Annotated in this window: 24 protein-coding genes; 13 read left to right on the top strand and 11 right to left on the bottom strand. The window is 69.0% G+C overall.

The window, feature by feature from the left end; all coding sequences use genetic code 11:
* Positions 1 to 10: 10 nt before the first annotated feature.
* From sepH to HQ306_RS04305, 4 genes are all read right to left on the bottom strand, one after another.
* Positions 11 to 865, bottom strand: a complete 855-nt coding sequence (gene sepH, locus HQ306_RS04320) for a septation protein SepH (RefSeq protein ID WP_222627775.1) — start codon at positions 863 to 865, stop codon at positions 11 to 13.
* A 127-nt stretch (positions 866 to 992) separates the two neighbouring features.
* Complete coding sequence (serC, locus tag HQ306_RS04315; RefSeq protein ID WP_222627773.1) at positions 993 to 2,114, bottom strand: phosphoserine transaminase; 1,122 nt, start codon at positions 2,112 to 2,114, stop codon at positions 993 to 995.
* Between the two features lie 198 nt (positions 2,115 to 2,312).
* Positions 2,313 to 3,263 (bottom strand): hypothetical protein, encoded by a 951-nt coding sequence (locus HQ306_RS04310; protein WP_222627771.1) that lies wholly within the window; start codon positions 3,261 to 3,263, stop codon positions 2,313 to 2,315.
* A 194-nt stretch (positions 3,264 to 3,457) separates the two neighbouring features.
* Complete coding sequence (locus HQ306_RS04305) at positions 3,458 to 4,579, bottom strand: citrate synthase 2 (RefSeq protein WP_027504219.1); 1,122 nt, start codon at positions 4,577 to 4,579, stop codon at positions 3,458 to 3,460.
* A 143-nt stretch (positions 4,580 to 4,722) separates the two neighbouring features.
* Between HQ306_RS04305 and pdxH the strand changes: the two genes are divergently transcribed.
* Positions 4,723 to 5,334, top strand: coding sequence for a pyridoxamine 5'-phosphate oxidase (pdxH, locus tag HQ306_RS04300; RefSeq protein WP_222629155.1), 612 nt, complete (start codon positions 4,723 to 4,725; stop codon positions 5,332 to 5,334).
* Positions 5,331 to 6,593, top strand: coding sequence for an MFS transporter (locus tag HQ306_RS04295; protein ID WP_222627769.1), 1,263 nt, complete (start codon positions 5,331 to 5,333; stop codon positions 6,591 to 6,593). Before pdxH ends, HQ306_RS04295 begins: the two co-directional genes overlap by 4 nt.
* Here the strand turns inward: HQ306_RS04295 and HQ306_RS04290 are convergent.
* Positions 6,584 to 7,501, bottom strand: coding sequence for an NAD-dependent epimerase/dehydratase family protein (locus tag HQ306_RS04290; RefSeq protein ID WP_222627767.1), 918 nt, complete (start codon positions 7,499 to 7,501; stop codon positions 6,584 to 6,586). The two genes, HQ306_RS04295 and HQ306_RS04290, sit on opposite strands and share 10 nt — an antisense overlap.
* 98 nt (positions 7,502 to 7,599) lie before the next feature.
* Between HQ306_RS04290 and HQ306_RS04285 the strand changes: the two genes are divergently transcribed.
* Complete coding sequence (locus HQ306_RS04285) at positions 7,600 to 8,298, top strand: TetR/AcrR family transcriptional regulator (RefSeq protein ID WP_222627765.1); 699 nt, start codon at positions 7,600 to 7,602, stop codon at positions 8,296 to 8,298.
* Here HQ306_RS04285 and HQ306_RS04280 read toward each other — a convergent pair.
* Positions 8,285 to 9,031: a CPBP family intramembrane glutamic endopeptidase gene (locus HQ306_RS04280; RefSeq protein ID WP_308115544.1), complete on the bottom strand. Its 747-nt coding sequence runs from the start codon at positions 9,029 to 9,031 to the stop codon at positions 8,285 to 8,287. The two genes, HQ306_RS04285 and HQ306_RS04280, sit on opposite strands and share 14 nt — an antisense overlap.
* 53 nt (positions 9,032 to 9,084) lie before the next feature.
* Here HQ306_RS04280 and HQ306_RS04275 point away from each other — a divergent pair, with 53 nt between their 5' ends.
* The 3 genes from HQ306_RS04275 to HQ306_RS04265 are packed head-to-tail and all read left to right on the top strand — an operon-like array spanning position 9,085 to position 12,342.
* The gene (locus tag HQ306_RS04275) at positions 9,085 to 10,059 is read left to right on the top strand and encodes an aldose 1-epimerase family protein (protein WP_222627763.1); all 975 of its coding nucleotides are present in this window, start codon (positions 9,085 to 9,087) and stop codon (positions 10,057 to 10,059) included.
* Positions 10,056 to 10,982, top strand: a complete 927-nt coding sequence (locus tag HQ306_RS04270; RefSeq protein ID WP_222627761.1) for a carbohydrate kinase — start codon at positions 10,056 to 10,058, stop codon at positions 10,980 to 10,982. The genes HQ306_RS04275 and HQ306_RS04270 overlap by 4 nt, the downstream gene beginning before the upstream one ends.
* Positions 10,983 to 11,034: 52 nt before the next feature.
* Positions 11,035 to 12,342 (top strand): citrate synthase, encoded by a 1,308-nt coding sequence (locus HQ306_RS04265; protein ID WP_037183979.1) that lies wholly within the window; start codon positions 11,035 to 11,037, stop codon positions 12,340 to 12,342.
* 36 nt (positions 12,343 to 12,378) lie between these two features.
* Here the strand turns inward: HQ306_RS04265 and HQ306_RS04260 are convergent, their stop codons facing one another.
* Complete coding sequence (locus tag HQ306_RS04260) at positions 12,379 to 13,176, bottom strand: carbon-nitrogen hydrolase family protein (protein ID WP_027504210.1); 798 nt, start codon at positions 13,174 to 13,176, stop codon at positions 12,379 to 12,381.
* Positions 13,177 to 13,235: 59 nt separating this feature from the next.
* On the opposite strand from HQ306_RS04260, the gene HQ306_RS04255 reads away from it, so the two are divergent.
* Positions 13,236 to 13,877 (top strand): GntR family transcriptional regulator, encoded by a 642-nt coding sequence (locus HQ306_RS04255; protein WP_027504209.1) that lies wholly within the window; start codon positions 13,236 to 13,238, stop codon positions 13,875 to 13,877.
* Here HQ306_RS04255 and HQ306_RS04250 read toward each other — a convergent pair.
* Positions 13,874 to 15,235, bottom strand: a complete 1,362-nt coding sequence (locus HQ306_RS04250) for an MFS transporter (RefSeq protein ID WP_222627758.1) — start codon at positions 15,233 to 15,235, stop codon at positions 13,874 to 13,876. The two genes, HQ306_RS04255 and HQ306_RS04250, sit on opposite strands and share 4 nt — an antisense overlap.
* Positions 15,236 to 15,336: 101 nt before the next feature.
* Between HQ306_RS04250 and HQ306_RS04245 the strand changes: the two genes are divergently transcribed.
* Together HQ306_RS04245 and HQ306_RS04240 are read left to right on the top strand one after the other, a co-directional pair.
* Positions 15,337 to 16,023: a DUF2848 domain-containing protein gene (locus tag HQ306_RS04245; protein WP_056447514.1), complete on the top strand. Its 687-nt coding sequence runs from the start codon at positions 15,337 to 15,339 to the stop codon at positions 16,021 to 16,023.
* A 70-nt stretch (positions 16,024 to 16,093) separates the two neighbouring features.
* Entirely contained in the window at positions 16,094 to 16,450 is a 357-nt protein-coding gene (locus HQ306_RS04240; protein WP_027504206.1) for an FKBP-type peptidyl-prolyl cis-trans isomerase, read from the top strand.
* Positions 16,451 to 16,475: 25 nt separating this feature from the next.
* On the opposite strand, the gene HQ306_RS04235 is transcribed toward HQ306_RS04240, so the two are convergent.
* Positions 16,476 to 17,795: a sensor histidine kinase KdpD gene (locus HQ306_RS04235; RefSeq protein WP_222627756.1), complete on the bottom strand. Its 1,320-nt coding sequence runs from the start codon at positions 17,793 to 17,795 to the stop codon at positions 16,476 to 16,478.
* A 56-nt stretch (positions 17,796 to 17,851) separates the two neighbouring features.
* Entirely contained in the window at positions 17,852 to 18,559 is a 708-nt protein-coding gene (locus tag HQ306_RS04230) for a response regulator transcription factor (protein WP_222627754.1), read from the bottom strand.
* A 232-nt stretch (positions 18,560 to 18,791) separates the two neighbouring features.
* Between HQ306_RS04230 and HQ306_RS04225 the strand changes: the two genes are divergently transcribed.
* From HQ306_RS04225 to HQ306_RS04215, 3 genes are all read left to right on the top strand, one after another.
* Positions 18,792 to 20,969, top strand: a complete 2,178-nt coding sequence (locus HQ306_RS04225; protein WP_027504203.1) for a glutamine synthetase III — start codon at positions 18,792 to 18,794, stop codon at positions 20,967 to 20,969.
* Between the two features lie 151 nt (positions 20,970 to 21,120).
* Positions 21,121 to 22,056, top strand: a complete 936-nt coding sequence (locus tag HQ306_RS04220) for a triacylglycerol lipase (protein WP_222627752.1) — start codon at positions 21,121 to 21,123, stop codon at positions 22,054 to 22,056.
* Positions 22,057 to 22,094: 38 nt separating this feature from the next.
* Positions 22,095 to 23,450: a deoxyribodipyrimidine photo-lyase gene (locus HQ306_RS04215; protein ID WP_027504202.1), complete on the top strand. Its 1,356-nt coding sequence runs from the start codon at positions 22,095 to 22,097 to the stop codon at positions 23,448 to 23,450.
* A gap of 13 nt (positions 23,451 to 23,463) precedes the next feature.
* On the opposite strand, the gene HQ306_RS04210 is transcribed toward HQ306_RS04215, so the two are convergent.
* Positions 23,464 to 25,347 (bottom strand): propionyl-CoA synthetase, encoded by a 1,884-nt coding sequence (locus HQ306_RS04210; RefSeq protein WP_222627750.1) that lies wholly within the window; start codon positions 25,345 to 25,347, stop codon positions 23,464 to 23,466.
* 42 nt (positions 25,348 to 25,389) lie between these two features.
* Here HQ306_RS04210 and HQ306_RS04205 point away from each other — a divergent pair, with 42 nt between their 5' ends.
* Positions 25,390 to 26,070 (top strand): GPP34 family phosphoprotein, encoded by a 681-nt coding sequence (locus tag HQ306_RS04205; protein ID WP_222627748.1) that lies wholly within the window; start codon positions 25,390 to 25,392, stop codon positions 26,068 to 26,070.
* Positions 26,071 to 26,136: the final 66 nt, after the last annotated feature.

The raw sequence follows: 26,136 nt of genomic DNA, 5'->3' as shown, positions 1-26,136 counted from the left end.
ACTGCTCGGCTCAGCGGCCGTTGCTGCGCACTCCCAGCAAGACATCCTCCCACGACGGCATGGCGGGCTTTCCCCGTTTGTCCTTCGCGTTCGCATGGCCCGGCGCCGGCTTGGGTTGCGTCGGTTCGGGCTCGGGCTCGGCTGCGGGTGTCTCCGCGGGTTCGGGCTGCTCCGCCGTGGTCTCCGTGTCCGAGTCCGCGTCGACCCCGTAGTAGTCGTCGAGGGTCTGCTGCGACGGCGAATCCTCCTCGGCGGCGACGACGGGGGCCAGCCCTCGGAGCTGGCGGCCGAAGTCGGGGTCGATCAGCTCGGACGCCGCGTCGTCGAGGGGCGTGACACTGCCGCCGTGGGCATCCGGCTGGAAACGCCAGTGCGCGGTGTTGGTGGTGCGTCCCGCGGGCCACGTCAGCTGAGCGATCCAGTGATTGTCCTCGTCGCGCCACGCGTCCCACTCGGCCTGGTCCATCGAATGCCCGCGGCCGCGGAACGCGAGTCCCACGATCTCCACGAGGGTGAGCACGGCGGGCCCGTCGGCACGCAGGGGGTGGCCCAGCTGGGCGAGTTCGGCAGCGCGGGAGCGTTCCAGTAGAACGGGGTGCGCGTAGCGCTCCACCTTGCTCGCCGGCATACCCGACTCCTTGGCCACCTGCTCGATGGAGGCGCCGGACCGGATGCGCGCCTGGATCTCGCGCGGTCGCATCAGAGAATCCATCTCGATCTCGATCTGTCCGAGTCGCGCGGCGTCACCACGGGCGGCGGCACGCAACTTCTCGTCGGCCGGCAGACGGAACTTCTCACCGGAGGAATCGGCACAGACGATGTGCTTGCCGTCCGACGCCAGGCCGATCACGTGGATCTCTCGCACGATCACTCCTTTGCGTCGCGACGGCCCCTGCCCCTCGGCTGCTCGCTGTCCGAGCACGGGGCCGGGTTCGGTGCCTCCCCCGACTGTAATGCACCACAGTGCAGCAGTCGGGGGGACACGCACGCTCTCACGCCAGGTGTTCGACCACGTGATCGATGCAGGCGGTCAGGGCGGTGACGTCGTCGGGCTCGACGGCCGGGAACATGCCGACGCGCAGCTGGTTGCGGCCGAGCTTGCGGTACGGCTCCGTGTCGACGATGCCGTTGGCGCGCAACGTCTTCGCGACGGCTGCAGCGTCGACCTTCTCGTCGAAGTCGATGGTGCCGACCACCTGCGAGCGATGCTTCGGGTCGACGACGAACGGCGTCGCGTACTCGGAGCGCTCCGCCCAGTCGTACAGCCGCGACGAGGAGTCGGCGGTCCGTGACGTCGCCCAGTCCAGGCCGCCCTTCCCGTTCAACCACTCGATCTGGTCGGCGAACAGGAGCAGCGTCGCCACCGCGGGGGTGTTGTACGTCTGGTTCTTCGTGCTGTTGTCGATGGCGATGGGCAGCGACAGGAAGTCGGGGACCCAGCGCTTGCTCGCCGCGATCTCGTCGACGCGGGCCAGTGCCGCGGGGCTCATCAGCGCGACCCAGAGGCCACCGTCCGCAGCGAAGTTCTTCTGGGGAGCGAAGTAGTAGACATCCGAATCGGCCACGTTCACGGGCAGGCCGCCGGCGCCGGAGGTCGCATCGATCGCGATGAGGGCGTCTTCCGAGCCCGCCGGGCGCGACACGGGAATGGCCACACCGGTCGAGGTCTCGTTGTGAGCCCACCCGATCAGGTCGACCGACGGATCCGACGTGGGCTCCGGAGCACTGCCCGGCTCCGCGGAGACGACGATCGGGTCACCGATGAACGGGTTGGCCTTGGCCACCGAGGCGAACTTCGAGCTGAACTCACCGTTGGTGAGGTGCAGCGACTTCTCCTTGATCAGGCCGAACGCCGCGGCGTCCCAGAACGCGGTGGTGCCGCCGTTGCCCAGCACGACCTCGTAGCCCTCGGGGATCGAGAACAGCTCGCGCAGACCGTCGCGCACCCGACCCACCACGTCCTTCACCGGCTTCTGGCGGTGGCTGGTGCCGAACACCGACGCGCCCACGTCCACCAGGGACTGGAGCTGCTCGGGCCGGACCTTCGACGGACCGCACCCGAAGCGTCCGTCGCCGGGCTTGAGGTCGGAAGGAATGGTCAGGTTCTCGGCCATACGGGGTTCGCGTCCTTAGTTTCGGTGTGGGCGGTACCGGCGAGATCAGGGTAGTGCAGCCGTGACAGGGGTCGTGCACCCCGCTGGGCGTCTCGGTGCTGGTTGCCCGGTGCTGGTGGGCCGGCGGGCGCACCGCGCGGTGCCCTGCGCAGGATGCGGCGTGCGCTCGTCGACGGGCGCTGCGCGTGGAGGGCGCGGTCACCCCACCCGAGTGGTGCGCGGCCGTGCGCCCCCGCACCCTGCGGCCAACACCCGACACAGTTCGCGGCCGAGTTGCGGCGACGTCAGATCAGCCCACGTCCAGCGCACCACCGTCCATCCGTGTGCGCGGAGCAGGTCCTCGCGACGCTTCTCCCGCACCAGGACGTCGGCGGGTGACTCGCCGGGGCGTGCGAGAGCCGAGTACTTCGAGACACCGTCGAACTCGCCGATCACACCCTCGTCCTCCCACAAGAAATCGGGGCGGAAGGTGGTGCGGCGGTCCGAGAGCATCAGCGTGACCTGCAGTTCCGGGCACGGAACGCCGAGATGGTGCAGATACACGCGGCTCCGCGACTCCCCGACGCTCTCGCTTCGCCCGTCCAGAAAGTCGAGTACACACTCGGCGGCGGTGCGTCTGCGATGAGACGGCGTACGGCTCAGCGACTCGCGCACCGACTCCGGCGTCACGAGATGTCGGTTCAGTGCGGAGTCACCGGCGCAGACCGCATCCTCGAACGGGAGGGTCCGCGCGAGATCGGCGACGGTGCGCGCAGCGGACGTGCAGCGCAGGCCGTCGATGACGTCGACGTCCCGCTCCGTCAGACCGTCGGCATGCACGTGGCGATGCCGACCGACGTGGCCACCCGACGATCGCGGGATGCCGAGATGCACCCGTTCCGGGACTCGCCACAACGACATCCCGTGCACCAAGGCTGCGGAACCGTGTGCGGCGGCCGCCGCGGGGGCGCTCGCCAGCAGCGTCGCGCGCACCTCGAGCAGGTGCCGGCCGGTGGCGTCGAGCGATTCGAGGACCGCAGCCGGAACGTAGATGCCGCGCCGGACGACGGCGATCTCGCGACGCGCCAGTGCAGCCTTGATCTCGGCGTCGGTGGCGCCGCGTGCGAGTGCGTCACGACGGCTGAGCAGGTGTTCCCCGTAGAAGTTCACGGCCGCAGTGTGCGCACGAGTCGGTCGCCCGCGCTGCGGCCGTCCACAGTCGGGCGTCATCCCCGGGTTCGAGCGCCCGCCCCTTGCCCCGCGCGCACCGCTCGGCTACGCGCGCAGGACGAGAAATGCGCGAAAGACCGTGCGGTGCGCGCGGCGGAAACCCGGGCACCCAGCAACTGGGCACCCTACCTACCTCACGCGATGGTGCCCCACCCCTCGACGCTCTCGGGGGAGCGCGGTGCGGGGCCGGTGTAGATGGCGGCGGGGCGCACGAGCTTGCCGAGGCGTTTCTGTTCGAGGATGTGGGCGCACCAGCCGGCGGTGCGGCCGCAGGTGAACATGGCGGGCATCATGTGCGCGGGTACTTCGGCGAAGTCGAGGATGACGGCGGCCCAGAATTCGACGTTGGTCTCGATGGCGCGGTCGGGGCGGCGTTCGCGCAGTTCGGCGAGTGCGGCCTGTTCGAGGGCGGCGGCGACCTCGAAGCGGGGTGCGTTCAGGCGCTGCGCGGTGGCGCGGAGGACGCGGGCGCGGGGGTCCTCGGCGCGGTAGACGCGGTGCCCGAAGCCCATGAGCTTCTCTTTCCGGTCGAGGATGCCCTTGACCAGTGCCCGTGCGTCGTCGGACTTCTCGACCTCCTCGATCATGGGGAGCACGCGGGCGGGGGCGCCGCCGTGGAGCGGTCCGGACATGGCGCCGATGGCTCCGGAGAGGGCGGCGGCGACGTCGGCTCCGGTGGAGGCGATGACGCGGGCGGTGAAGGTGGAGGCGTTCATGCCGTGCTCGGCGGCGGAGACCCAGTAGGCGTCGATGGCCTCGGTGTGGGCGGGATCGGGGTCGCCCTTCCACCGAGTCATGAATCGTTCTGTGACGGTGGAGCACTGGTCGATTCGCGTCTGCGGCACGGCCGGCTGGTAGATGCCCCGCGCGGACTGGGCGACGTAGGACAGCGCCATGACGGAGGCGCGGGCGAGGTGTTCGCGGGCGGTGTCGTCGTCGATGTCGAGGAGCGGCTCGTACCCCCAGATCGGTGCGAGCATCGCGAGTCCGGCTTGGACGTCGACGCGGACGTCGCCGGTGTGGATGGGGAGGGGGAAGGGTTCGGCGGGCGGTAGTCCGGGGCCGAAGCGTCCGTCGACGAGCAGTGCCCACACGTTGCCGAAGGTGACGCCCTTGCCGACGAGGTCCTCGATGTCGACGCCGCGGTAGCGCAGTGCGCCGCCGTCCTTGTCGGGTTCGGCGATGTCGGTGGTGAAGGCGACGACGCCCTCCAGTCCGGCGACGAAGCCCTCCGGTACCACTGTTTCCTGGGCCATGAAGATCCCTCGTTCTCCTGTGTCCGCGGACCCCGCTTTCGTGCGTGGACCTGCACCTCACCGCACCCTAGTGGGTAGCGCGGGCCGCACCGTACTCCGGGAGTAGCGTCTGCGCGGTGACCGAGAACATCGACCTGGCGGATATGCGGGTGGCGTATGGCGGGGACGACGATCTCGAGGAGAGCGACCTCGCCGACGGCTGGCTCGCGCTCGCCCGTGTGTGGTTGCAGCAGGCGATCGACGCGCGTCTGCCGGAACCGAATGCCATCACACTCGCGACGGTGGACGCGGACGGCCGACCGGCGACCCGCACGGTGCTGTGCAAGGAGTTGTCGGAGTCGGGTGTCGTCTTCTACACGAACTACGGATCCGCGAAGGCCCGCCATCTCGAGTCGACGCCCTTCGCATCGGCGACGTTCCCGTGGATCGGCATCCAGCGCCAGCTCACGGTGCGCGGACCGGTCACGCGGGTGAGTGCCGACGAGACGGCCGCGTACTGGGCCACCCGGCCGCGGGGGTCGCAGCTCGGTGCGTGGGCGTCGCAGCAGTCGAGCCCCATCGGATCGCGCCAGGATCTGGAACAGCAACTCGCCGACGTGACGGACAGGTTCGAGAACGAGGACGTGCCGGTGCCTCCGAACTGGGGCGGCCTCCGCATCGCGCCCGAGTCCGTGGAGTTCTGGCAGGGCCGGAACAACCGTCTGCACAACAGGCTGGTGGTCACGGCGTCCGGCGTCGAGCGTCTGCAACCGTGAAACTTCTCGCCGACACCACTCCTCTCCAGAATCCCGATTATCGACGACTGTGGGCGTCGGGCGTCGTCACGGTCATCGGTGCCCAGCTCTCGGTCGTCGCTGTGCCGCAACAGATCTTCCAGATCACGTCGAGCTCGGCGTACGTGGGGCTCGCGGGTGCGTTCGCGTTGGTTCCGCTGGTCGTGTTCGGGCTGTGGGGCGGGGCGTTGGCCGACGTGATGGACCGGCGCACCCTGCTGATGATCACCACGGTGGGGATCGGCGCGACGTCGTTCATGCTGTGGCTGCAGGCGCACCTGGGGCTGAACAACGTGTGGATCGTGTTGGTGTTGCTCGCCGTGCAGCAGGGCTTCTTCGCGGTGAACCAACCCACGCGCAGCGCCATCATCCCGCGCCTGATTCCGTTGCGGCAGTTGCCCGCTGCCAACTCACTCAACATGACGGTGTTCAACTTCGGTGCCATCGCGGGCCCGATGCTGGCCGGTGCGTTGATTCCGGCGTTCGGGCTGCCGACGCTCTACCTGCTCGACACCATTGCGCTGTCGGTGACCCTGTGGGCAGTCGCGCGACTGCCGAAGATTCCGCCGACGGGGGAGTCCCGACGCGCGGGTCTGCGCGAGGTGTTCCAGGGGTTCGCCTACCTGGCGACGCAGAAGGTGCTGCTCGCCTCGTTCGTCGTGGACATCATCGCGATGGTGTTCGGGATGCCGCGCGCACTGTTCCCCGAGGTGGCCACCGAGACGTTCGGTGACCCGGCCGAGGGTGGACTCGTCCTCGGACTGCTGTTCGCGTCGCTGTCGGCGGGCGCGGTGCTGGGCGGAATCTTCTCGGGGTGGTTGCCGCGCGTGCAGCGTCAGGGTGTCGCGGTGATCGCGTGCATCGTGGTGTGGGGCGGCGCGATGATCGGGTTCGGCGTCTCCGTGGCGCTCGCGACCGTCGGTCAGCGAGGGTGGGCGCTGTACCTGGCGCTGGGCTTCCTGGCGATCGGCGGCGGCGCCGACATGATCTCCGCCGCGTTCCGGAGTTCGATGCTGCAGTCCGTGGCCACCGACGACATGCGTGGCAGGTTGCAGGGAGTCTTCATCGTGGTGGTCGCGGGCGGCCCGCGGGTGGGCGACGTCCTGCACGGCGCGGCCGCCTTCATGGTGGGTACCGCGGCCGCGGCGGCGGGCGGCGGGGTGCTGGTCATCGTCGGCGTGATGATCGCGGCCCTCGCCATCCCGGCCTTCGTCAAGTACCGCGTCACGGCTCACACCTGAGCGGTGCGGCGGCACACCTCCGCCCAGGGAGTGGGCTCGATGCCCAGCATCTGCTGTGACCGCGTCGAGTCGAGGACGTAGGGCGCGGTGCGCTGGTAGGACAGCTGGTTCAGCTCCCGCAGCATCGGTACGGCGAGACCCGCAGCCCGCGTGATCACGCGGGGTACGACGCGTACGGGCACCGGGGGTCTGCCCACGGCCGCGAGTGTGTCGGTGATCGCCTGCCGCAGTGTCACAGCAGGATTGGTCGGCGCATGCCACACCTGACCCCATGATTCGGGAGTGTCGACGGCGGCGATCAGTGCCCGCGCCTCGTCGAGGACGTCGGTGAACGAGTGCGGCACGTCGGCCGCATCGATCGCCCACACTGCCTTGCCGTCGAGCGCAGCGGGGAGGAGGCGCGTGACGTGGCCGTTCGCGCCCACTCCCGTTCCCACGTAGTCGGATCCGCGTACCTCGACGGCGCGCAGAGAACCGGCGCGGTGAGCGTCGGCGAGATCCGCCCACATCTGGGCCCGCAGCACACCCTTGTGGTCGGTGGCCGCGTCGGGCATTCCCTCGCGCATGACACCGTCGGCGACGGGCCCGTACGGGTAGAGGGTGCCCGTGACAGCCAGGACGGCGCCTGTCCGTTCGGCAGCGGTGCGCAGCGACCGCGCCAGAGGGGGCCACACCTGATGCCACTGCGTGTAGTCGCTCGGGTTGGCGCAGTTGTACAGCGCGACGGCACCGTCCGTGAGGGCGCTGAGAGCGTCGGCGTCGGAGGCGTCGAGCGTGGCGGAGGTGACGCCGGGGGCCGTGGTGCCGCGACGGGAGACGAGAACGACCTCGGAGCCGCGGTCGGCGAGCAGGCGGGCGACGTGGGTACCGACGGGGCCGGCCCCGACGACGACGTGACGATCGGACATGGGAAACACCTTCCGTAGTGGAGAGCACTGCTCTCGCCATAACTATGAGAGCACCGCTCTCGAAAGTCAAGAGCGGTGCTCTCGGTTACTGTGAAGGCATGTCCACGCCCCGCGAAACCGCACGCACGGAGACGATGGCCGCGATCCTGAGCGCAGCTCGGACCCAGCTCGCCGACATCGGACCCGCGGCACTGTCCCTGCGCGCCGTGGCGCGGGAGATCGGCATGGTGTCCTCGGCCGTCTATCGCTACGTGGCGAGCCGGGACGAGCTGCTCACGGCACTGATCGTGCAGTGCTACGACGAGCTGGGTGCGGCCCTCGAGGATGCGGATCCGCAGGGTGGGAAGCCTGTCGACCGCTGGGTCGCGGTGTGTGACGCACTGCGATCGTGGGCCGCGGCGCACCCGCACGAGTACGCGCTGCTGTACGGCTCGCCCGTGCCCGGCTATCGAGCGCCGCAGACGACCGTCGGTCCGGCCACGCGCCCGACTCTCGTGGTGGTGAGTATCGTCGTCGATGCGCATCGGTCCTCACCGCCGGTCCGTATCGAGCCCGACATCTATTCACCGGCGCGCGACTTCGTCGTGGAGCGCTATCTCCAGGCCACCGGTGAGGACGTCGGCGGCGTGATGACGACCGACCTGGTGGCCCGCACGTTGTCGGCGTGGATCACGGTCTTCGGCGCGGTGTCGTTCGAGCGCTTCGGTCATCTGGTCGGCGTCACCGAGGACACCGGCGCGTTCTACGCCGACATCGTGCGGGATCTGGCGGCGTCGCTCGGTCTCAGTGAAAGGTGAGGTGCCACACCGCGAGTGCGGCCAGCGCGCCGGCGCCGTTGAGTGCCCAGTGCAGACCGATGGGGGCGATGATGCTGCCGCCGCGATGGCGCAGCCAGGTGAAGACGAAGCCGGCGACGGTGGTCCCGGCCACTGCGCCGCACACGCCGATGATCTGACCGAAGAGGCCGGTTCCCAGCACGGCGGAGAAGCCGTCGTTGCCGACCGTCAAGCCGAGTGACGACGCCACGTGCCACAGGCCGAAGAGTAGCGAACCGATGACGGCGACCGCACGAATGCCGAAGCGTCGCGACAACTTCGCGTGCAAGACGCCGCGGAACGCGAGCTCCTCCGGAACGACCGTCTGGAGCGGAATGATGACCAGGGCGGCGAACAGTGTGGCGCCGACGTTGACGCCGTATCGCTCGTTGAGGAAGGCGCTCTGGGTGAGGGGGATCGAGGCGGCGATGGCCACCACCACCAGCGTGAGTCCGGCCGCAGCGGCGCCGTGACGGGCTCCGCGCCCGATGTTGCTCAGCCCGAGGTCGCTCCACTGGACGCCGCGCGCACGAGCGAAGGCGAGCAGGATCAGGGCGCCGACCGGCACCGCGGCGACTGCGATGGGAGTGGGCGCGAAGTGTGCGGTCAGGTTGAAGACCACAAGGGCGGCGACGACCACGACGATGTCGACGAGGGTCCTGTCGAACCAACGGCGGGATGTCACCGGTTCGGTGGCGACGACGACTGTGGACACCCGATCCACCGTACAGAGAACGGCGCGTCACATCAGGGCGGTAGCGTGCTGCCATGGTCGACGACGCGCCATCCGCCCTGTCCCATTCGCTGCGCCACGGTGCGTACAGAGCCGACGTCGCCGCCACCGGTGCGGGACTACGTGCCCTCGAGCACTCCGGCCGCCGGTTGACCGAGACGTGGGACGCGGGCAGGCCGGAGGCCGGTCGGGATCGGGTCGCCGTCAAGCCGCCGTTGTCGGCGGGGCTGGTGTTGGCACCGTGGCCCAACCGCACGCGCGACGGCCGGTTCACGTTCGACGGTGAGACACATCAGCTCGAGATCACCGAACCGGCCCGGAACAACGCGAGTCACGGACTCGTCCGTCGACGGGAATGGGACGTCGCGGAGCGGTCCGACTCGTCGATCACCCACACCATCGACATCGGCGGCGAACCGGGATGGCCGTTCGCGCTGCGGCTGACAGCTCGGCACAGCCTCGGCGACGACGGATTGACCGTCACCCACACGGCCACGAACGTCGGCGACCGCACCGCGCCCTTCGGCATGGGCGTCCACTCGTTCGTCCGCGCAGGTGATGCGCCCCTGGACGAGTGCACGCTCCGACTCTCGGCGGGTGTGCGTCTCCCGCTCGACGTCGAGCGCAACCTGCCCAGCGGCGGCCCCGTGCCCGTGCAGGACACGGACCTCGACTTCGCTGCGGCGCGGAGCCTCGCCGGAGTCTGGCTCGACACCCCGTTCAGTGCCCTCGTCCCGGACGCGGACGGCATCGCACGGCAGTACCTGACGCCGCCGGACAGCGCAGCCACCGTGCTGTGGACCGACGCGAACTTCCCGTGGGTGCAGGTGTTCACGGCGGATCCGGCGCACGATCAGGCCTACCCGGACCGCGGCCGCGCCCTGGCGATCGAACCGATGACGTGCCCACCGGACGCGCTGAACTCAGGGGTGGGGCTGATCGTGCTGGAGCCGGGGGAGACCTGGACCGGGAGCTGGGGCATCCGGGCGGACGACGGGAGCGCCTCGTGACGATCCTCGTGTGCGGCGAGGCGCTGGTCGATCTGGTGCCGGATCGCCGGGGCGGCGGTCCCGCGTTGACGCCGAAGCTGGGCGGCGGCCCGTTCAACGTCGCCGTCGCGCTCGGCCGCCTCGGTGCGGACGTGCAGTTCCTCTCCCGCATCTCCCGCGACCCGTTCGGCCGCGACCTGGTGGCGTGGCTGGAGGCGTCGAAGGTGGGACTCGACCTGCTCCAGCGTGGGCCGGAGCTGACCACGCTCGCCCTGACCGTGCTCGACGCGCACGGCGCCGCCGAGTACTCGTTCTATGCCGACGGCACCGCGGACCGACTCGTCGAGGCGCCCGCGACCATCCCCGAGTCGGTGACCGCGGCGTCGTTCGGCACGCTGTCGCTGCTCTACGAGCCGGGCGCGAGCGTGTACGCGGCGCTGCTCGCGAGGGTGCACGACGCCGGGGTCCTGACGATGCTCGATCCGAACATCCGCCCGGCCGCGATGACGGACGGCGACGGTTACCGCGCCCGGTTCCGTACCTGGCTTCCGTCGATCGACATCCTCAAGGTGTCGGTCGAGGACGCGGGATGGCTGGGGGAGGGGCCGCAGGGCACCACCGTCCGAGACTGGTTGGACGCGGGCGTGACGGCCGTCGTCGTCACGCGCGGCGGGGACGGACTGTCGGTGGTCACCACGGCCGGCGAGACAGTCGTTCCCGGTGTGTCGGTGCAGGTCGCGGACACCATCGGTGCGGGCGACACCGTCCACGGGGCGATGCTCCACCACCTGACGGAGCACGGCGTGCGCTCGTCGGCGGACCTTCTGCGACTCGATTCACAGGCCTGGACGGCGGCTCTCACGTTCGCCGCGAAGGCAGCCGCCATCACCGTGTCACGACCGGGGGCGGACCCTCCCTGGGCGGACGAGGTCGGCGACGACTAGTTTTATCGAGACACCACAAGTTCCGTTACACCGAGCTCGAGAGGGACCCTTCGTGCCCGCTGAGAATGCCGACAATGCCGCCACCGCCAAGCTGATCTATCCCGGCGGCGAACACGAGATGACCATTGCGAGAGCGACCGAAGGCAACGACGGTATCGAGCTGGGCAAACTGCTCGCAAACACCGGGTACACGACGCTGGACGGTGGGTTCGTCAACACGGCCTCCACCAAGTCCGCCATCACGTACATCGACGGTGCCGAGGGCATCCTGCGCTACCGCGGATACCCGATCGACCAGCTCGCCGAGAAGTCGTCGTTCCTCGAGGTCAGCTACCTGCTGATCTACGGGGAGCTGCCCACCACCGTCGAGTTGGAGAACTTCACCGACCGCATCCGTCGGCACACCCTGCTGCACGAGGACCTCAAGCGCTTCTTCGACGGCTTCCCGCGCAACGCGCACCCGATGCCCGTCGTCTCGTCCGCGGTCAACGCGCTGTCCGCGTACTACCAGGACTCGCTCGACCCGAACGATCCCGAGCAGGTCGAGCTCTCGACGATCCGTCTGCTGGCCAAGCTGCCGACCATCGCCGCGTACGCGTACAAGAAGTCGGTGGGCCAGCCGTTCCTGTACCCGGACAACTCGAAGAGCTACGTCGAGAACTTCCTGCGCATGACCTTCGGTTTCCCGGCCGAGCCCTACGAGGCCGATCCCGAGATGGTCAAGGCGCTCGACATGCTGCTCATCCTGCACGCCGATCACGAGCAGAACTGCTCGACGTCGACGGTGCGCCTGGTCGGCTCGTCCGACGCCAACCTCTTCACGTCCATCTCCGGCGGCATCAACGCACTGTGGGGTCCGCTGCACGGCGGCGCCAACCAGGCCGTCCTCGAGATGCTCTACCGCATCCAGAGTGAGGGCGGCGACAGCGCCGACTTCCTGAAGCGGGTCAAGAACAAGGAGGACGGTGTCAAGCTCATGGGCTTCGGACACCGTGTCTACAAGAACTACGACCCGCGCGCGGCCATCGTGCGCAAGACGGCGCACTCGATTCTCGAGAAGCTCGGCACCAACGACGAGCTGCTCGACATCGCGATGAAGCTCGAAGAGGTCGCCCTGTCCGACGACTACTTCGTCGAGCGCAAGCTGTACCCGAACGTCGACTTCTACACGGGTCTCATCTACCGCGCCATGGGCTTCCCCGAGCGCATGTTCACGGTGCTGTTCGCCCTTGGCCGCCTGCCCGGGTGGATCGCGCACTGGCAGGAGATGCACCAGGACCCGAACGCCAAGATCGGCCGCCCCCGTCAGATCTACACGGGCTACACCGAGCGCGGCTACGAGGGCATCGACGGCCGCTGATCGGCCCGCCCCTCGCGACACCCCCGACGCGGTGCGTCAGAACTTCCGGTTGGCCAACACCGGCAAGTTCTGGCGCACCGCGTCGATCTCGTTCGGGTCGATGTCGAGCGTGAGCAGACCGGGCGCCGCGCCGAGCTGGTCGAGCACGTGGCCGGTGGGGGACACCACCATCGAGTTGCCGACGCCCACGGGTGCCGAGCCGGAGATCTCGATACCCGACTCGGCGGGGTCCGCCTGCCCGCAGGCCGCGAGGAACGTCGTCGAGTCCAGTGCGCGGGCGCGGGCGAGCAGTGTCCACTGATCCACCTTGCCGGGGCCGCGGCCCCACGACGCGGCGACGACGGTGAGCAGGGCGCCGCGGTCCGCGAGGGTCTGGAAGAGGCCGGGGAAGCGAATGTCGTAGCACGTCGCGAAGCCGACACCCACGCCGTCGATGTCGACGACCACCGGCTCGGTTCCCGGTGCGACGGTGTCGGACTCGGCGAAACCGAACGCGTCGAACAGGTGGATCTTGTCGTAAGACGCCTCGACGCCTCCGCCGGTGATCAGCAGGGTGTTGCGCACCCGCTCGTCACCGCCGACGGCCGGGGTGAACATGCCGGCCGCGACGGTGATGCCCGCGTCGTCGGCGATCTCGCGCACCGCGGTGGCCCAGGGGCCGTCGAGCGGCTCGGCGACGTCGGCGATCGATCCGCCGAATCGGCGCATCGTTGCCTCGGGAAGGACGCACAGCCGGGCGCCCGCGTCCACGGCGTCACGGACGGACGAGCGCACCAGGTCGAGGTTCTCGTTCGGATCGCGGGACGCGGTGATCTGGGCGAGGCTGATTCTCATGCGGTGCTCCTGACGTCGGCGTGCGGGGTGTCGAGGGTCGTGACTGGTATACACACAGTATGCAAGAACAGTCCGGTCGCGAGCGTGCCTATGTCTATCTCCGCGACCGCGTGCTGTCCGAACCGGCGTTCACGGGCACGTTCCTGAACGAGGGTGAGCTGGCGTCGCAGATCGGGGTGTCGCGCACCCCGGTTCGAGAAGCGTTGCTGCTGTTGGTGTCCGAGGGTCTCATCGAGATGGTGCGCGGCCGGGGCGCGTACGTGCCGCCGATGTCCGGGCGCCAGATCGGTGAACTGATGGACCTGCGCGGCGTGCTCGAACGGCACGCCGCGGAGAAGGCGATCGACGCTGGGAACGTACCCATCGCGGCGATGACGGCCACTCTGGAGTCGCAGGAGGCACTGGCTGCCGGTGCCGCCGAGGATCACGCTCGAACCTTCATCGACCTCGACGGGACGTTCCACCAGGAACTGATCGACTCCGCAGGCAGCGAGTTGCTGTCCCGGACGTACGCCGGGCTGCGGGCGCGGCAGTTGCGTGCCGGGTTGTCCGCGCTGTTCGGCGCTCCCGACCGCAAGCGCCAGGTGTGCACCGAGCATCGCGCGATCGTCGACGCGTTGGCCTCGGGGGATCTGGCCGCGGCGTCCGCGCAGATCGATGCACACCTGGACGTCACCATGCGAATCCTGCTGCGCGGCTAGCTATCCCGCGCCGAGAGCTGCTCGGCGCCGAGGTTCTGCGCGACGTAGCTCTCCTCCTCCGCGGGATCGGGACCACGGCCGAGTGCCAGGCCGAGGACGGTGAGCACACCCATCGCCATGATGTAGACGAAGACGGGCACCCAGCTGTCGGTGCGGTCGAGCAGGAACGTGAACATGAGCGGTGCGATCGCGCCGCCGAAGACGCCGGCGATCGTGTACGCCAGCGAGGCACCGGTGGAGCGCAGGCGCAGCGAGAACTGCTCCGTCACGAACGCGGCCTGCGGCCCGTACATGAACGAGTGGAACGTCAGTCCGACGACGACGCCCAGGACGAGCATGCCGAACGAGCTGCCGCCGATGAGGAGGAAGAAGACGGCCACCCACACGACGCCGCCCACGGCGGCGACGGCGTAGAGCAGTGGCCGGTTCACGATGTCGGACAGTGCGCCCGCCAGTGGAATGGTGGCCAGCTGGAACGCCGAGCCGATGAGGATGGCCGTCAGCACCTCGCTGCGCACGAAGCCGAGCTTCTGCACGCCGTAGGTGATGGAGAAGACGGTGAAGAGGGCGTAGATGACGTCGGGTGCGATGCGCGAGAGGATCGCGGCGATCAGGGGGCGGCTCTGCTCGCGGAAGACCTCGGTGATCGGTGCCTCGGGTCGGTCGCCGCTCTCCTGCAGCGCCTTGAACACCGGGGTGTCCTCCAGCTCGAGGCGGATCCACAGCCCGAAGCCGACCAGCACGGCCGACAGCAGGAACGCCACGCGCCAGCCCCACGACTCGAACTGTTCCTCGGTGAGGGCGAAGGTCAGGGCCGCGAGAGCGCCGTTGGCCATCAGGTTGCCGGCAGGCGGGCCGATCTGCGCCGCGGACGACCAGAATCCACGCTTGCGCGGATCGCCGTACTCGCTCGAGAGCAGGACGGCACCGCCCCACTCGCCACCGACGGCGACGCCCTGCGCGAAGCGCAACGCCACCAGGATGATCGGTGCCGCGACGCCGATGGTCGCGTAGCCCGGCAGCAGTCCGATGAGGAACGTCGTGACGCCGATGAGCAACAACGTGATGACGAGCAGCTGTTTGCGTCCGATGACGTCGCCGAGGCGGCCGAAGACGAACCCGCCGATCGGCCGCGCGACGTATCCCACGGCATAGGTCGAGAAGGCGAGCAGCGTTCCCGTCAACGGGTCGCTCTCCGGGAAGAAGATGATGGGGAAGATCAGTGCGGCCGACGCGGAGTAGACCGCGAAGTCGTACCACTCCAGTGCCGTACCGGTCAGGCTGGCAGCGAAAGCCTTGGTCAGCGCAGTCCGGTCGGGACGCACCGCCCCTCGGCCGTCGGGTGTCGTGCCGTCCATGGGATGTCCTTTCGGGTGTCGTGGTTCATATACTTGCTGTATACAAGACGTATGCGCAACCCCTCGAGCGCTCCCGGAACAGAGAAGTAACAGGAGAAATGATGACGACACTGACCTTCGAACTTCCCGACGGTTCCACCGAGTCGGTCACCGTGACCACACTCCTGAACGCCGGGTACGCGGGCCGTGACCAGGCCGAGGTCGCGTCCCACATCGCCGAACTGGCCGAGCTCGGCGTTCCCGCACCGACCACCATTCCGGCGATGTACCCTATTTCGCCCTACCTGGCACAGCAGACCTCCGAGGTGCACGTCCAGCACGGACACACCTCGGGCGAGGCGGAGTGGGCACTGGTGATCACGGGTCCCACCCGCGACGACGTGCTGCTGACCGTCGCGTGCGACCACACCGATCGCGATCTCGAGGTGCACAGCGTCGCGTGGAGCAAGAACGCCTCACCCGACGTGCTCGGCACCGGGGCCTGGCGGCTCGCGGAGGTGGCCGACCGCCTCGACGACATCACGCTGCGCGCCCGGGTCGGAGACGACGAGACCCTGATCCAGGACGGCACTCTGGGCGATCTGCTCTCGCCCGATCACTGGCTCGACGTCCTCACCGAGCGGGGGCTCTTCCGGGCGGGCACGGTGCTGATGTCCGGCACGGTGTCGATGGTTCCGGGGGTGGACCAGTTCGCGAGCGCGTGGAAGGTCGAGCTGCGCGACCCGGCGACCGATCGGACTCTGACCTGCGCTTACCGCACCGTCGCCATGCCGTCCCCGATAGGCTGAGCGCAGTCACGTTACAGTCGATCGGTACAGGACATCGTCGTTCGGTATCAGTCGACTACAGGAGTTCATCGTGACCAAGCCCGAGATCGAGTTCCAGGCCGGCCCCCCTCCTACCGACCTCGTGGTCCAGGACATCACGGTCGGTGACGGCGCGGAAGCCGTTCCCGGCGGCACCGTCGAGGTCCACTACGTGGGCGTCGAGTTCGAGAGCGGCGAGGAGTTCGACTCGTCCTGGAACCGCGGCGAGTCCATCACCTTCCCGCTGCGCGGCCTCATCCAGGGCTGGCAGGACGGCATTCCCGGCATGAAGGTCGGCGGACGCCGTCAGCTCACCATCCCGCCGGAGCTCGCCTACGGCCCCGCAGGCGCCGGACATCGGCTGTCGGGCAAGACCCTCGTCTTCGTCATCGATCTGCTGAACGCCTGATCTCTGCTCCGCAGATTCGACGGTCTCACGCCACGTCGAGCACCAACCTCGCACCGCCCAGTGGGCTCGCCTCCAGATGCACCGTTCCACCGTGCAGGTGAGCCTGCTGGGCGACCAGTGCGAGCCCGAGTCCGGATCCGCCCGCCGCGGCTCGTGATCCGCGCTCGAAGCGTCCGAAGACACGTTCCCGCTCATCCTCCGGGACGCCGGACCCGTTGTCGTCCACGCTGATTCGCGCACCCTCCGCCGTGCGCGCCACGCTGATCACCACGGTCGTCGCGCCGCCGTGACGCACGGCATTGAGCACGGCGTTGTCGAGCGCCAACCGTAGTCCCGTGGGATGGCCCAGGGCGGACACCGGCCCGTCGGCCTCCACCCGCACCCGCGTCTCCGGCAACGTCCGCGCGGCGTCCCGTGCGACGAGGTCGGCGACCTCCACGACGTCCACGCTCACCCGGTCCGCGTCGGTTGTCAGCTCTCCGGTGGCCAGCCGTTCCAGCGCGGCGAGAGTCGATTCCACCCGGCCCTGCGTGCGCTGAAGGTCGTCGAGGATCTCCTGCCGCTGCTCGGCGGAGAGATCGAGCGTGCGCAGCACCTCGATGTCGGTACGCATGGCGGTCAGCGGCGTCCGCAGCTCGTGCGCCGACACGGCGGCGAAGTCGCGGGCCGTCTCGAGGGCGCTCTCGGTGCGCGCCTGGGCGTCCGACACTCGCTGCAGCATGTCGCCTACGGCGGCCGCGAGGGCGTCCGCCTCCCGCACACCCGTCGACTTGCGGGGTGGTGTCGGCGGGTCCTTCGCGACGTCGTGCGTGAGCCTCATCAACGGGCGCACGGCCCGTCCGCCGAGGATCCAGCCGAGTGCCGTCGACGCGCCGACCGCCAGAGCGCCGGCCTGCAGCACCTGCCGCTGCTGGTCGTCCGTGATGTCCTGCGCCTCCGACAACGGCACCGCGATGGACACGGTGACGTCCGTCCGGTCCGGCACCGCGGCGGTGTAGACGCGGAACGGGGTGCCGTCGACGTCGGCGGTCGCCGAACCGAGCGGCATCGCGGGGAGCTGCGGCTGCGTACTGGCCCGCACCTGATCGGTCTGCCTGATCGTGATGGCGAAGGCCTCGGACCTGCTCAGGCTCCCGAGGAACATCTCGAACGTCTGCGCACGCGGTACCACCACCTCGGACGCTGTCTCGAGCCGACGGTCGAGCTGCAGGATGTTGTTGCGGGAGATAGCCGCTGCGACGTACCAACCGACGAGCGAGACGATGATGAGGGCGCCCAGGGCGGTGGCGGCGGCCACGCGGGCGCGCAGCGAGAAGACCCGGGAAGGCCGGAGGCCGGTCGTCATGCGCCGGGAAGGCCGGAGGCCGGTCGTCATGCGCCGGGAAGGCCGGAGGCCGGTCGTCATGAAGCCGTGCGCAGGACGAAGCCGACGCCGCGGACGGTGTGCAGGATCCGTGGCACCCCACCGCTCTCCATCTTCCGGCGCAGGTACCCGACGAAGACGTCGACGACGTTGGTGTCGGCCACGAAGTCGTACCCCCACACCAGTTCCAGGAGCCGCTCCCGGCTGAGCACCACTCCGGCGTTGTGCGCGAGGACGGCGAGGAGTTCGAACTCGCGCTTCGTGAGATCGAGGGGCCGCCCGTCGATGGTGGCGCGGTGGCCCGGCTCGTCGAGGCTCAGCGGCCCGACCACCACGGCGGCAGTGGCCGGGACGCTGGTACCGATGGTGCCGCGGCGGCGCAGCATCGCGTTGATGCGTGCCACCAGTTCGGCGAGGACGAACGGCTTGGTCAGGTAGTCGTCGGCGCCGGACTCGAGGCCCGCGATGCGGTCGTCGACGGAACTGCGGGCGCTCAGGACGCACACCGGGACGTCGTTGCCGCGGGCGCGCAACGCGGTGACCACGCCGTTGCCGTCGAGGACGGGCATGTTCATGTCCAGCACCACGACGTCCGGATCCTGCGCACCGACGAGGTCGAGAGCGGCGGCGCCGTCGCGAGCGGTGAGCACGGTGAACCCGGACAGCCGCAGTCCGCGCTCGATCGAGGCCAACACGTCGACGTCGTCGTCCACCACGAGGACGGTGGGCTGGTCCAGTGCGGTCATCCGTCGATTGTGCCGGAACGCCCGTGGTGTGCGGATGCGCCCCGCGCCGCGGGAGTCGACCTGTGTGCAGTGATCCGCGCTCACCGCGGATCAGTGCACACAACCGGCCGGGCCGGGAACGATCGCGGTGGTCACGTCTGCGCAATCTTCCCGGAACAGAGCGTCTCTATCGTCTCTCGAAGCCGTCGGTGCATCCAGCGCGGTCGGGGTCGAGCATGCAAGGGGTATCACGATGAGCGCGAACACGGTCCGTCTCCAGGCTCTGCGAGCGGTCGAGGCGTACCAGCCTCCCGCCGTCAGCTACACCGACACGGAGACTCCGGGTCAGGTCTTCGGCGAGAACGTGTTCAACCGTGTGGTGATGCAGAAGCGCCTGCCGAAATCGGTCTACAAGTCGGTGATGAAGACGATCGAGCACGGTGCGCCGCTCGATCCGATGGTGGCCGACGCGGTGGCGTCCGCGATGAAGGACTGGGCCATCGAGAAGGGGGCGACGCACTACGCGCACGTGTTCTACCCGCTGACGGGTCTGACGGCGGAGAAGCACGACAGTTTCCTCGAGCCGGTGTCGGACGGTTCCGCGTTGGCGGAGTTCGCCGGCAAGACGCTGATCCAGGGCGAACCCGACGCGTCGAGTTTCCCGAACGGCGGTTTGCGCAACACCTTCGAGGCGCGTGGTTACACGGGGTGGGACGTCACCAGCCCGGCGTACGTCCTCGAGAATCCGAATGGCAACACGCTGTGCATCCCGACGGTGTTCGTGTCGATGACCGGTGAGGCACTGGACCACAAGACGGGTCTGCTGCGCTCCCAGCAGGCGATGGGCCGGCACGCCGAGCGCATCCTGACGCTCTTCGGACACGAGGATCCCGAGCACGTCGTGTCCTTCTGCGGACCGGAGCAGGAGTACTTCCTCGTCGACCGGCACTTCTTCCTGGCGCGTCCGGATCTGCTCAACGCGGGGCGCACCCTGTTCGGTGCGAAGCCGCCCAAGGGCCAGGAGTTCGACGACCACTATTTCGGCGCGATTCCCGAACGCGTCCTGGGCTTCATGATGGACACCGAGCGCGAACTGTTCAAGCTCGGCATCCCGGCCAAGACCCGGCACAACGAGGTGGCGCCCGGACAGTTCGAGATCGCGCCGATGTTCGAGCGCGGCAACATCGCCGCGGATCACCAGCAATTGCTCATGACGACGTTCAAGACCATCGCCAAGAAGCACGGCATGGAGATCCTGTTCCACGAGAAGCCGTTCGAGGGCGTCAACGGGTCGGGTAAGCACGTCAACTTCTCGTTGGGCAACTCGGAGCTCGGCAGCCTCCTGGTCCCGGGGGACACCCCGCACGACAACGCACAGTTCCTCGTCTTCTGTGCCGCGGTGATCCGCGCGGTGCACAAGTACGCCGGGCTGCTGCGCGCATCGGTGGCGTCGGCCACGAACGATCACCGACTCGGCGCGAACGAGGCTCCGCCGGCCATCATCTCGATCTTCCTGGGTGACCAGCTCGCCGACGTCTTCGACCAGATCGCCAAGGGCGCGGCGACGTCCTCGAAGGGCAAGGGCACCATGATGATCGGGGCGGACACGCTACCCGTGCTGCCCACCGATCCGGGCGACCGCAACCGTACGAGCCCGTTCGCGTTCACCGGCAACCGATTCGAGTTCCGCGCTCCGGGGTCGATGCAGACGGTGAACGAGCCGATGGTCGTCATCAACACGATCATGGCCGAGTCGCTCGACCACATGGCCACCGAGCTCGAGACGGCCGTCGCGGACGGGGTCGACTTCGACACCGCGGTTCAGAACCTGTTGACGCAGATCATCACCGACCACGGGGCCGTCGTCTTCAACGGTGACGGGTACTCGGAGAACTGGCCCATCGAGGCGGAGGCGCGGGGTCTCGCCAACCTGCGCACGACTCTGGACGCATTGCCGGAGCTCATCACCGACGAGGCACTGGCCCTCTTCTCGAAGTACGACGTGTTCAACTCGCGAGAGATGCACAGCCGCTACGAGATCGGGCTCGAGCAGTACGCACTCACCATCGGTGTGGAGGCTCGGTTGACGCTCGAGATGGGCACCACCATCGTGCTGCCGGCGGCAGTGCGGTACCAGACGGAGGTCGCCCAGAACCTGGCCGCGCTGCAGGCGGTGGGCGTGGAGATCGACAGGGCACCGCTGGACACCGTGTCCGTGCCGCTCGCGGCTCTGCGGGCCGGGCTGGCGACGCTGAAGGGCGCGCTGGACGCCGACACCGGGCACGACGCGCTCGGCGAGGCCACCCACGCCAGGGACGCACTCCTTCCGGCCATGGCGGAGGTGCGGGCGGCGGCCGATCAGCTCGAGGACATCGTCGCCGACGACCTGTGGCCGCTGCCGACCTACCAGGAGATGTTGTTCGTCCTGTGATGCACGCGGCGCGCTGGTGACATTCACTCGAGGCGTGCCGAATGTCCGTTTTCCGTGCGGCACCACCTCCGGCGGGCGGTAGCTTCCCCGTCGGGGGTGATGCGGCATGGGGTCGTCGGGATCAGGATCGTCAGGGTGGAATGCAGGGTCGTTGTTCGCGCTACCGGTTCGGGTCGGGTTGGTCCTGACCGCGGTGGCGGCGACGGTGGTGGTCAGCGCCGTCACGGCGGTCGCAGCGCCCGCCGACCCGGCCGTCGGCTCCACCTACGCGTGCAGCGGCGACGTCGCGGGTGCGGCGGAGGACCCTGTGGTGTTGGTGCACGGCACCTGGACGAACAGTGTCGAGGACTTCGGCGCGGTGCTCGAACCGTGGCTCACGCAGACCGGTCGACCGTTCTGCACGGTGGAACTACCTCGGCGCGCGACGGTCGACGTGCAGATCAGCACCCGCTTCGTCGTGGACGCCGTGCTGCGCACCGCGAACACCCGCGGTGGCCCGGTCGATCTGGTCGGCCACAGCCAGGACGGAACTCTCGCGGCGTGGGCGGTGAAGTCCGATCCCGAGGTCGCCGCGGTGGTGGACGACGTGGTCGGGCTCGCTCCGGTGGGTGCTCCGCAGGACACCGATGCGGTGTGCGCGGCGCTGGGCGGCTGTGCGGCGCCCATCTGGCAGTTCTCGGAGGGTTCCGACTTCATGGCCGCACTGACGTCGACGCCGTTCCCGGCGGGCACGCCGGCCACCACGATCTCGACGGCGTTCGACGAGCTGGTGCGACCGGCCCCGGCCGCCGGCGCGATGGCCGGGGCGTCGAACCTGGTGATCCAGGACGTCTGCCCCCTGAAGCACGTCTCCCACGTCCTGCTTCCGTCGGACGCCACGGCGATCGCGATGCTGGCCGACGCGTTGGACAACGACGGCCCGGCCGTCGAGTCGAGGGTGGGCACGCAGAGTTGTCTCCAGCTCACCCCGCCCGGAACCGATCCGCTGGGCCCGCTGAGTACCGCGCCCACCGCCATCGCCGGCCTGGTGGACGCGCAGATCCAGACGCAGGTGCTTACGGCCGAGCCGGCCTACACCGGACCCTGACGTTCGGCCGGGGCGCGGAACGGGTACGAACGTCTGTCATGAGCTCTTCTGCACCCTCCGTCCTGTGGTTCCGCCGCGACCTGCGCCTCGGTGACCACCCGGCACTGGCCCACGCCGCCGAGGACGGCCGGGACGTGCTGGCGCTGTTCGTGCTCGACGATCACCTCCTCGGCCCGTCGGGTGCCGCGCGCCGCGACGTGCTGTTCCGGTCGTTGACAGCGCTGGACGACCAGCTCGGCGGCCGCCTGATGGTGGTGAAGGGCGATCCGGTGGCCGCGGTTCCGGCCGTGGCGAAGGCCGTGGGAGCGGGCGCCGTGCACGTGAGCGAGGACTACGGTCCGTACGGTCGACGCCGCGACGACGCCGTCGCCGAGAAGGTCGACCTGGTGCGGACGGGGTCGCCGTACGCGGTGTCGCCCGGCCGCATCGTCAAGGACGACGGCGAGGGTTTCAAGGTCTTCACGCCGTTCTACCGCCGCTGGCAGGACCACGGCTGGCGCGGCCCCGCCGACACCTCCGCGTCGTCGGCGTCGTGGATCGATCCGGACGACGTGTCGGGCGGCCGCAAGCGAGTGACCATTCCGACGGAGAAGACCCGTGCGGACGTCGAGGCCGGCGAGCAGGCGGCGCTGTCCTCGTGGGCGGACTTCCGCGACGACCGTGCGACCGGGTACGACGACGAGCGCAACCGTCCGGACAAGGACAGCACCAGCCGGATGTCGGTGCACCTGAAGTACGGGACCATCCATCCGCGCACCATGCTGGCCGATCTGGCCTCACTGAAGAACGACGGCTCGGAGGCGTACCGACGCGAGTTGTGCTTCCGAGACTTCTACGCCGACATCCTCTTTCGCCGACCGGACAGCGCTCGGGAGAACTACGACAAGAGGTTCGACAAGATCGAGCTCGACTCCGGGCCGCACGCGGACGAGCTCTTCCAGGCGTGGTGCGACGGCACGACGGGCTTCCCCATCGTCGACGCGGGCATGCGCCAACTGGTCTCGGAGAACTGGATGCACAACAGGGTGCGGATGATCGTCGCATCCTTCCTGGTGAAGGACCTGCACCTGCCGTGGTGGCGGGGTGCACGCTTCTTCCTGCAGCACCTGATGGACGGCGACATCGCCAGCAACCAGCACGGGTGGCAGTGGACCGCGGGCACGGGAACCGATGCGTCGCCGTACTTCCGGGTGTTCAACCCCACGACGCAGGGCGAGAAGTTCGACCCGAACGGCGACTACGTGCGTCGCTGGGTTCCCGAGCTCCGCGGTGTCGAGGGTAAAGCCGTGCACGCTCTGAAGAACGGACGGCCGGAGGACTATCCCGAGCCGATCGTCGACCACAAGCACGAGCGGGAGGAAGCGCTCCGACGCTTCGGCGCGCTCAAGTCTTGACTGTGCGGTCCGTTCAGGGCCTGAAGAGGGCCGCCAGGGCGTCGAGCACGGACGCGTCCTCGATGGTCGACGGCACCACCACCTCGTCGCCGTCGACCATCTGGCGCATCGTCTTGCGCAGGATCTTGCCCGAGCGTGTCTTGGGCAACGCCTGTACGACGGTCACGTCACGGAACGTGGCAACGGCGCCGATGTCCTCGCGAACGGCCGCGACGAGTTCGGAGCGCAGGGTGTCGTCGTCGATGTCCACGCCGGTCTTGAGCACGACGTAGGCGCTGGGGCGTTGACCCTTCGTCTCGTCGTGGATGCCGATCACGGCGCACTCGGCGACGGCAGGGTGGGCGCCGACGACGGCTTCGATACTGCCCGTGGACAATCGGTGCCCCGCGACGTTGATGACGTCGTCGGTGCGCCCCAGGACGTAGACGTAGCCGTCCTCGTCGACGTAGCCCGAATCGCCGGTGAGGTAGTACCCGTCGAACGCGGCGAGATACGACGACAGGAACCGGTCGTCGTCCTGCCAGAGTCCGGCGAGTGTGCCGGGCGGCAGGGGAAGTTCGAGCACGATGTTGCCCTCGGTGCCGGCGGGTACCTCGGCCCCCGAACCGTCGACGATGCCGACGTGGAACCCGGGCACCGGCACCGTCGGTGAGCCCGACTTCAGCGGCATCGGTTCCAGCCCGCGGAGATTCGCGCAGATAGCCCACCCCGTCTCGGTCTGCCACCAGTGGTCGACCACCGGTCGGTCCAGGATGCGGGACGCCCACGCGAAGGTGTCCGGATCCAGGCGCTCGCCGGCGACGAACAGGGTTTCCAGGGACGACACGTCGTGATCGCGCAGCAGCGCGGCCTCCGGATCGACCTTGCGTACGGCGCGCAGTGCCGTGGGCGCCGTGAACAGCGCACGCACCCCGTACTCCTCGATCACTCGCCAGAACGCGCCCGCGTCGGGGGTGCCGACGGGCTTGCCCTCGTACAGCACCGTCGTCGCTCCGGCCAGCAACGGGCCGTAGACGATGTAGCTGTGGCCGACCACCCAGCCCACGTCCGAGGCGGTCCACATGACCTGGCCGGGTCCGACGTCGTAGATGTTGGTCATCGACCAGCGCAGCGCGACGGCGTGTCCGCCGTTGTCCCGGACGACGCCCTTCGGCTTCCCGGTGGTGCCCGACGTGTAGAGGATGTAGAGCGGATCGGTCGCCGCGACCGACACGGGATCCGCGGGGGTCGCGGCGTCGAGTTCCCGGTGGAAGTCCAGCCAGTCGCCCGGTGCCTCGATGTCGATCTCCGGTCGGCGCGTGAGGAAGACCGCACGCGGGGACGACGTCGACATGGCGAGGGCCGCGGCGACGGGTGTCACGTAGTCGACGGTGCGTCCGGGTTCGAGACCACCCGTGGCGGTCACGATCGCGACGGGATCCGCGTCGTCGATGCGCGCGGCCAGTTCCTTCGCGGCGAACCCGCCGAACACCACCGAGTGGACCGCACCGAGGCGCGCACAGGCGAGCATCGCGACGACGGCCTCCGGGATCATCGGCATGTAGAGCACGACGCGATCACCCGCACCGACGCCGCGAGCGGCGAGCGCCCCCGCGAAGCGGGACACCCGGTCGAGGAGTTCGGAGTAGGTGAACGACACGCGAGCGCCCGTCATGGCGGAATCGTGGATCAGCGCGGTCCGATCGCCGGCACCGGCCGCGACGTGGCGGTCGAGCGCGTTGACGCACGTGTTCAGTCGACCGTCCGGGAACCAGCGGTGGAAGGGTGCGTTCGACGAGTCCAGGGCGATGGTCGGCGCGACGTCCCAGTCGATCGCCCGCGCCGCCTCGAGCCAGAAGGCGTCGGGGTCGGCGGCAGCGGCGTCGTAGGCCTGGCGGTAGGCGCCCGATTCGGTCATGAGCCGACTGTAATCTCGGCCGCACTTCCGTAAGGTCGAGACATGACCCTGATTGCCGAGGATCTGCTGCTTCTTCTGCTGGACGACGGAACGGGCAAGCCCGTCGTCGACAGCACCAAGCTGCCGCGGGTGCTCGCCGGCGCGGTGATCCTCGAGCTCGCGATGGACGGCACCGTGTCGGTGGCCGGCGACAACGAGACGACGAAGAAGGGCCGGCTCGCGGTGTCCGGCGCTCGAACGGTGTCGGATCCGATACTCGAGCGGGCCGTGGAGGCGATCGAGACGGCCAAACGTCCGATGACGCCGAAGTCGGCCGTCGAGAAGTTGCACAAGGACATTCGCGAGCAGGTGGTAGCCCGCGTCGTCGAGCGGGGGTTCGTCGGCGAGGAGAAGGGCAAGGTCCTGGGGCTGTTCCCCACCACCACGTGGCCGACGCTCGATTCGTCGCACGAGGACCGGGTCCGCAAGACGCTGCACTCCGTCCTGATCGACGGTCTCGATCCCGATGCGCGGACGTCAGCGGTGGTGGCGTTGCTGTCGGCGATCGACGCGACGCACAAGGTCTTTCCCGATGCGGACAAGCGCGCGGTGAAGAACCGTGCCAAGGACATCGCGCAGGGGGAGTGGGCGAGCGATGCCGTGCGCAAGGCGGTGCAGGACGTCTACACCGCGGTCACCGTGGCGGTGATGGTTCCCGTCATGGCCGGTACGTCGGGGAGCTGATCCCGACCGCTTCCTGGACCGGGGTCTCCCGGGTGACGCGGTGCCGTCCGCAGTGGCACCGGTGAT

Origin of the sequence: Rhodococcus sp. BP-160, assembly GCF_019836205.1 — a bacterium.
Lineage (GTDB): Bacteria > Actinomycetota > Actinomycetes > Mycobacteriales > Mycobacteriaceae > Rhodococcoides.
This window is presented reverse-complemented; position numbering and strand designations above follow the sequence as displayed.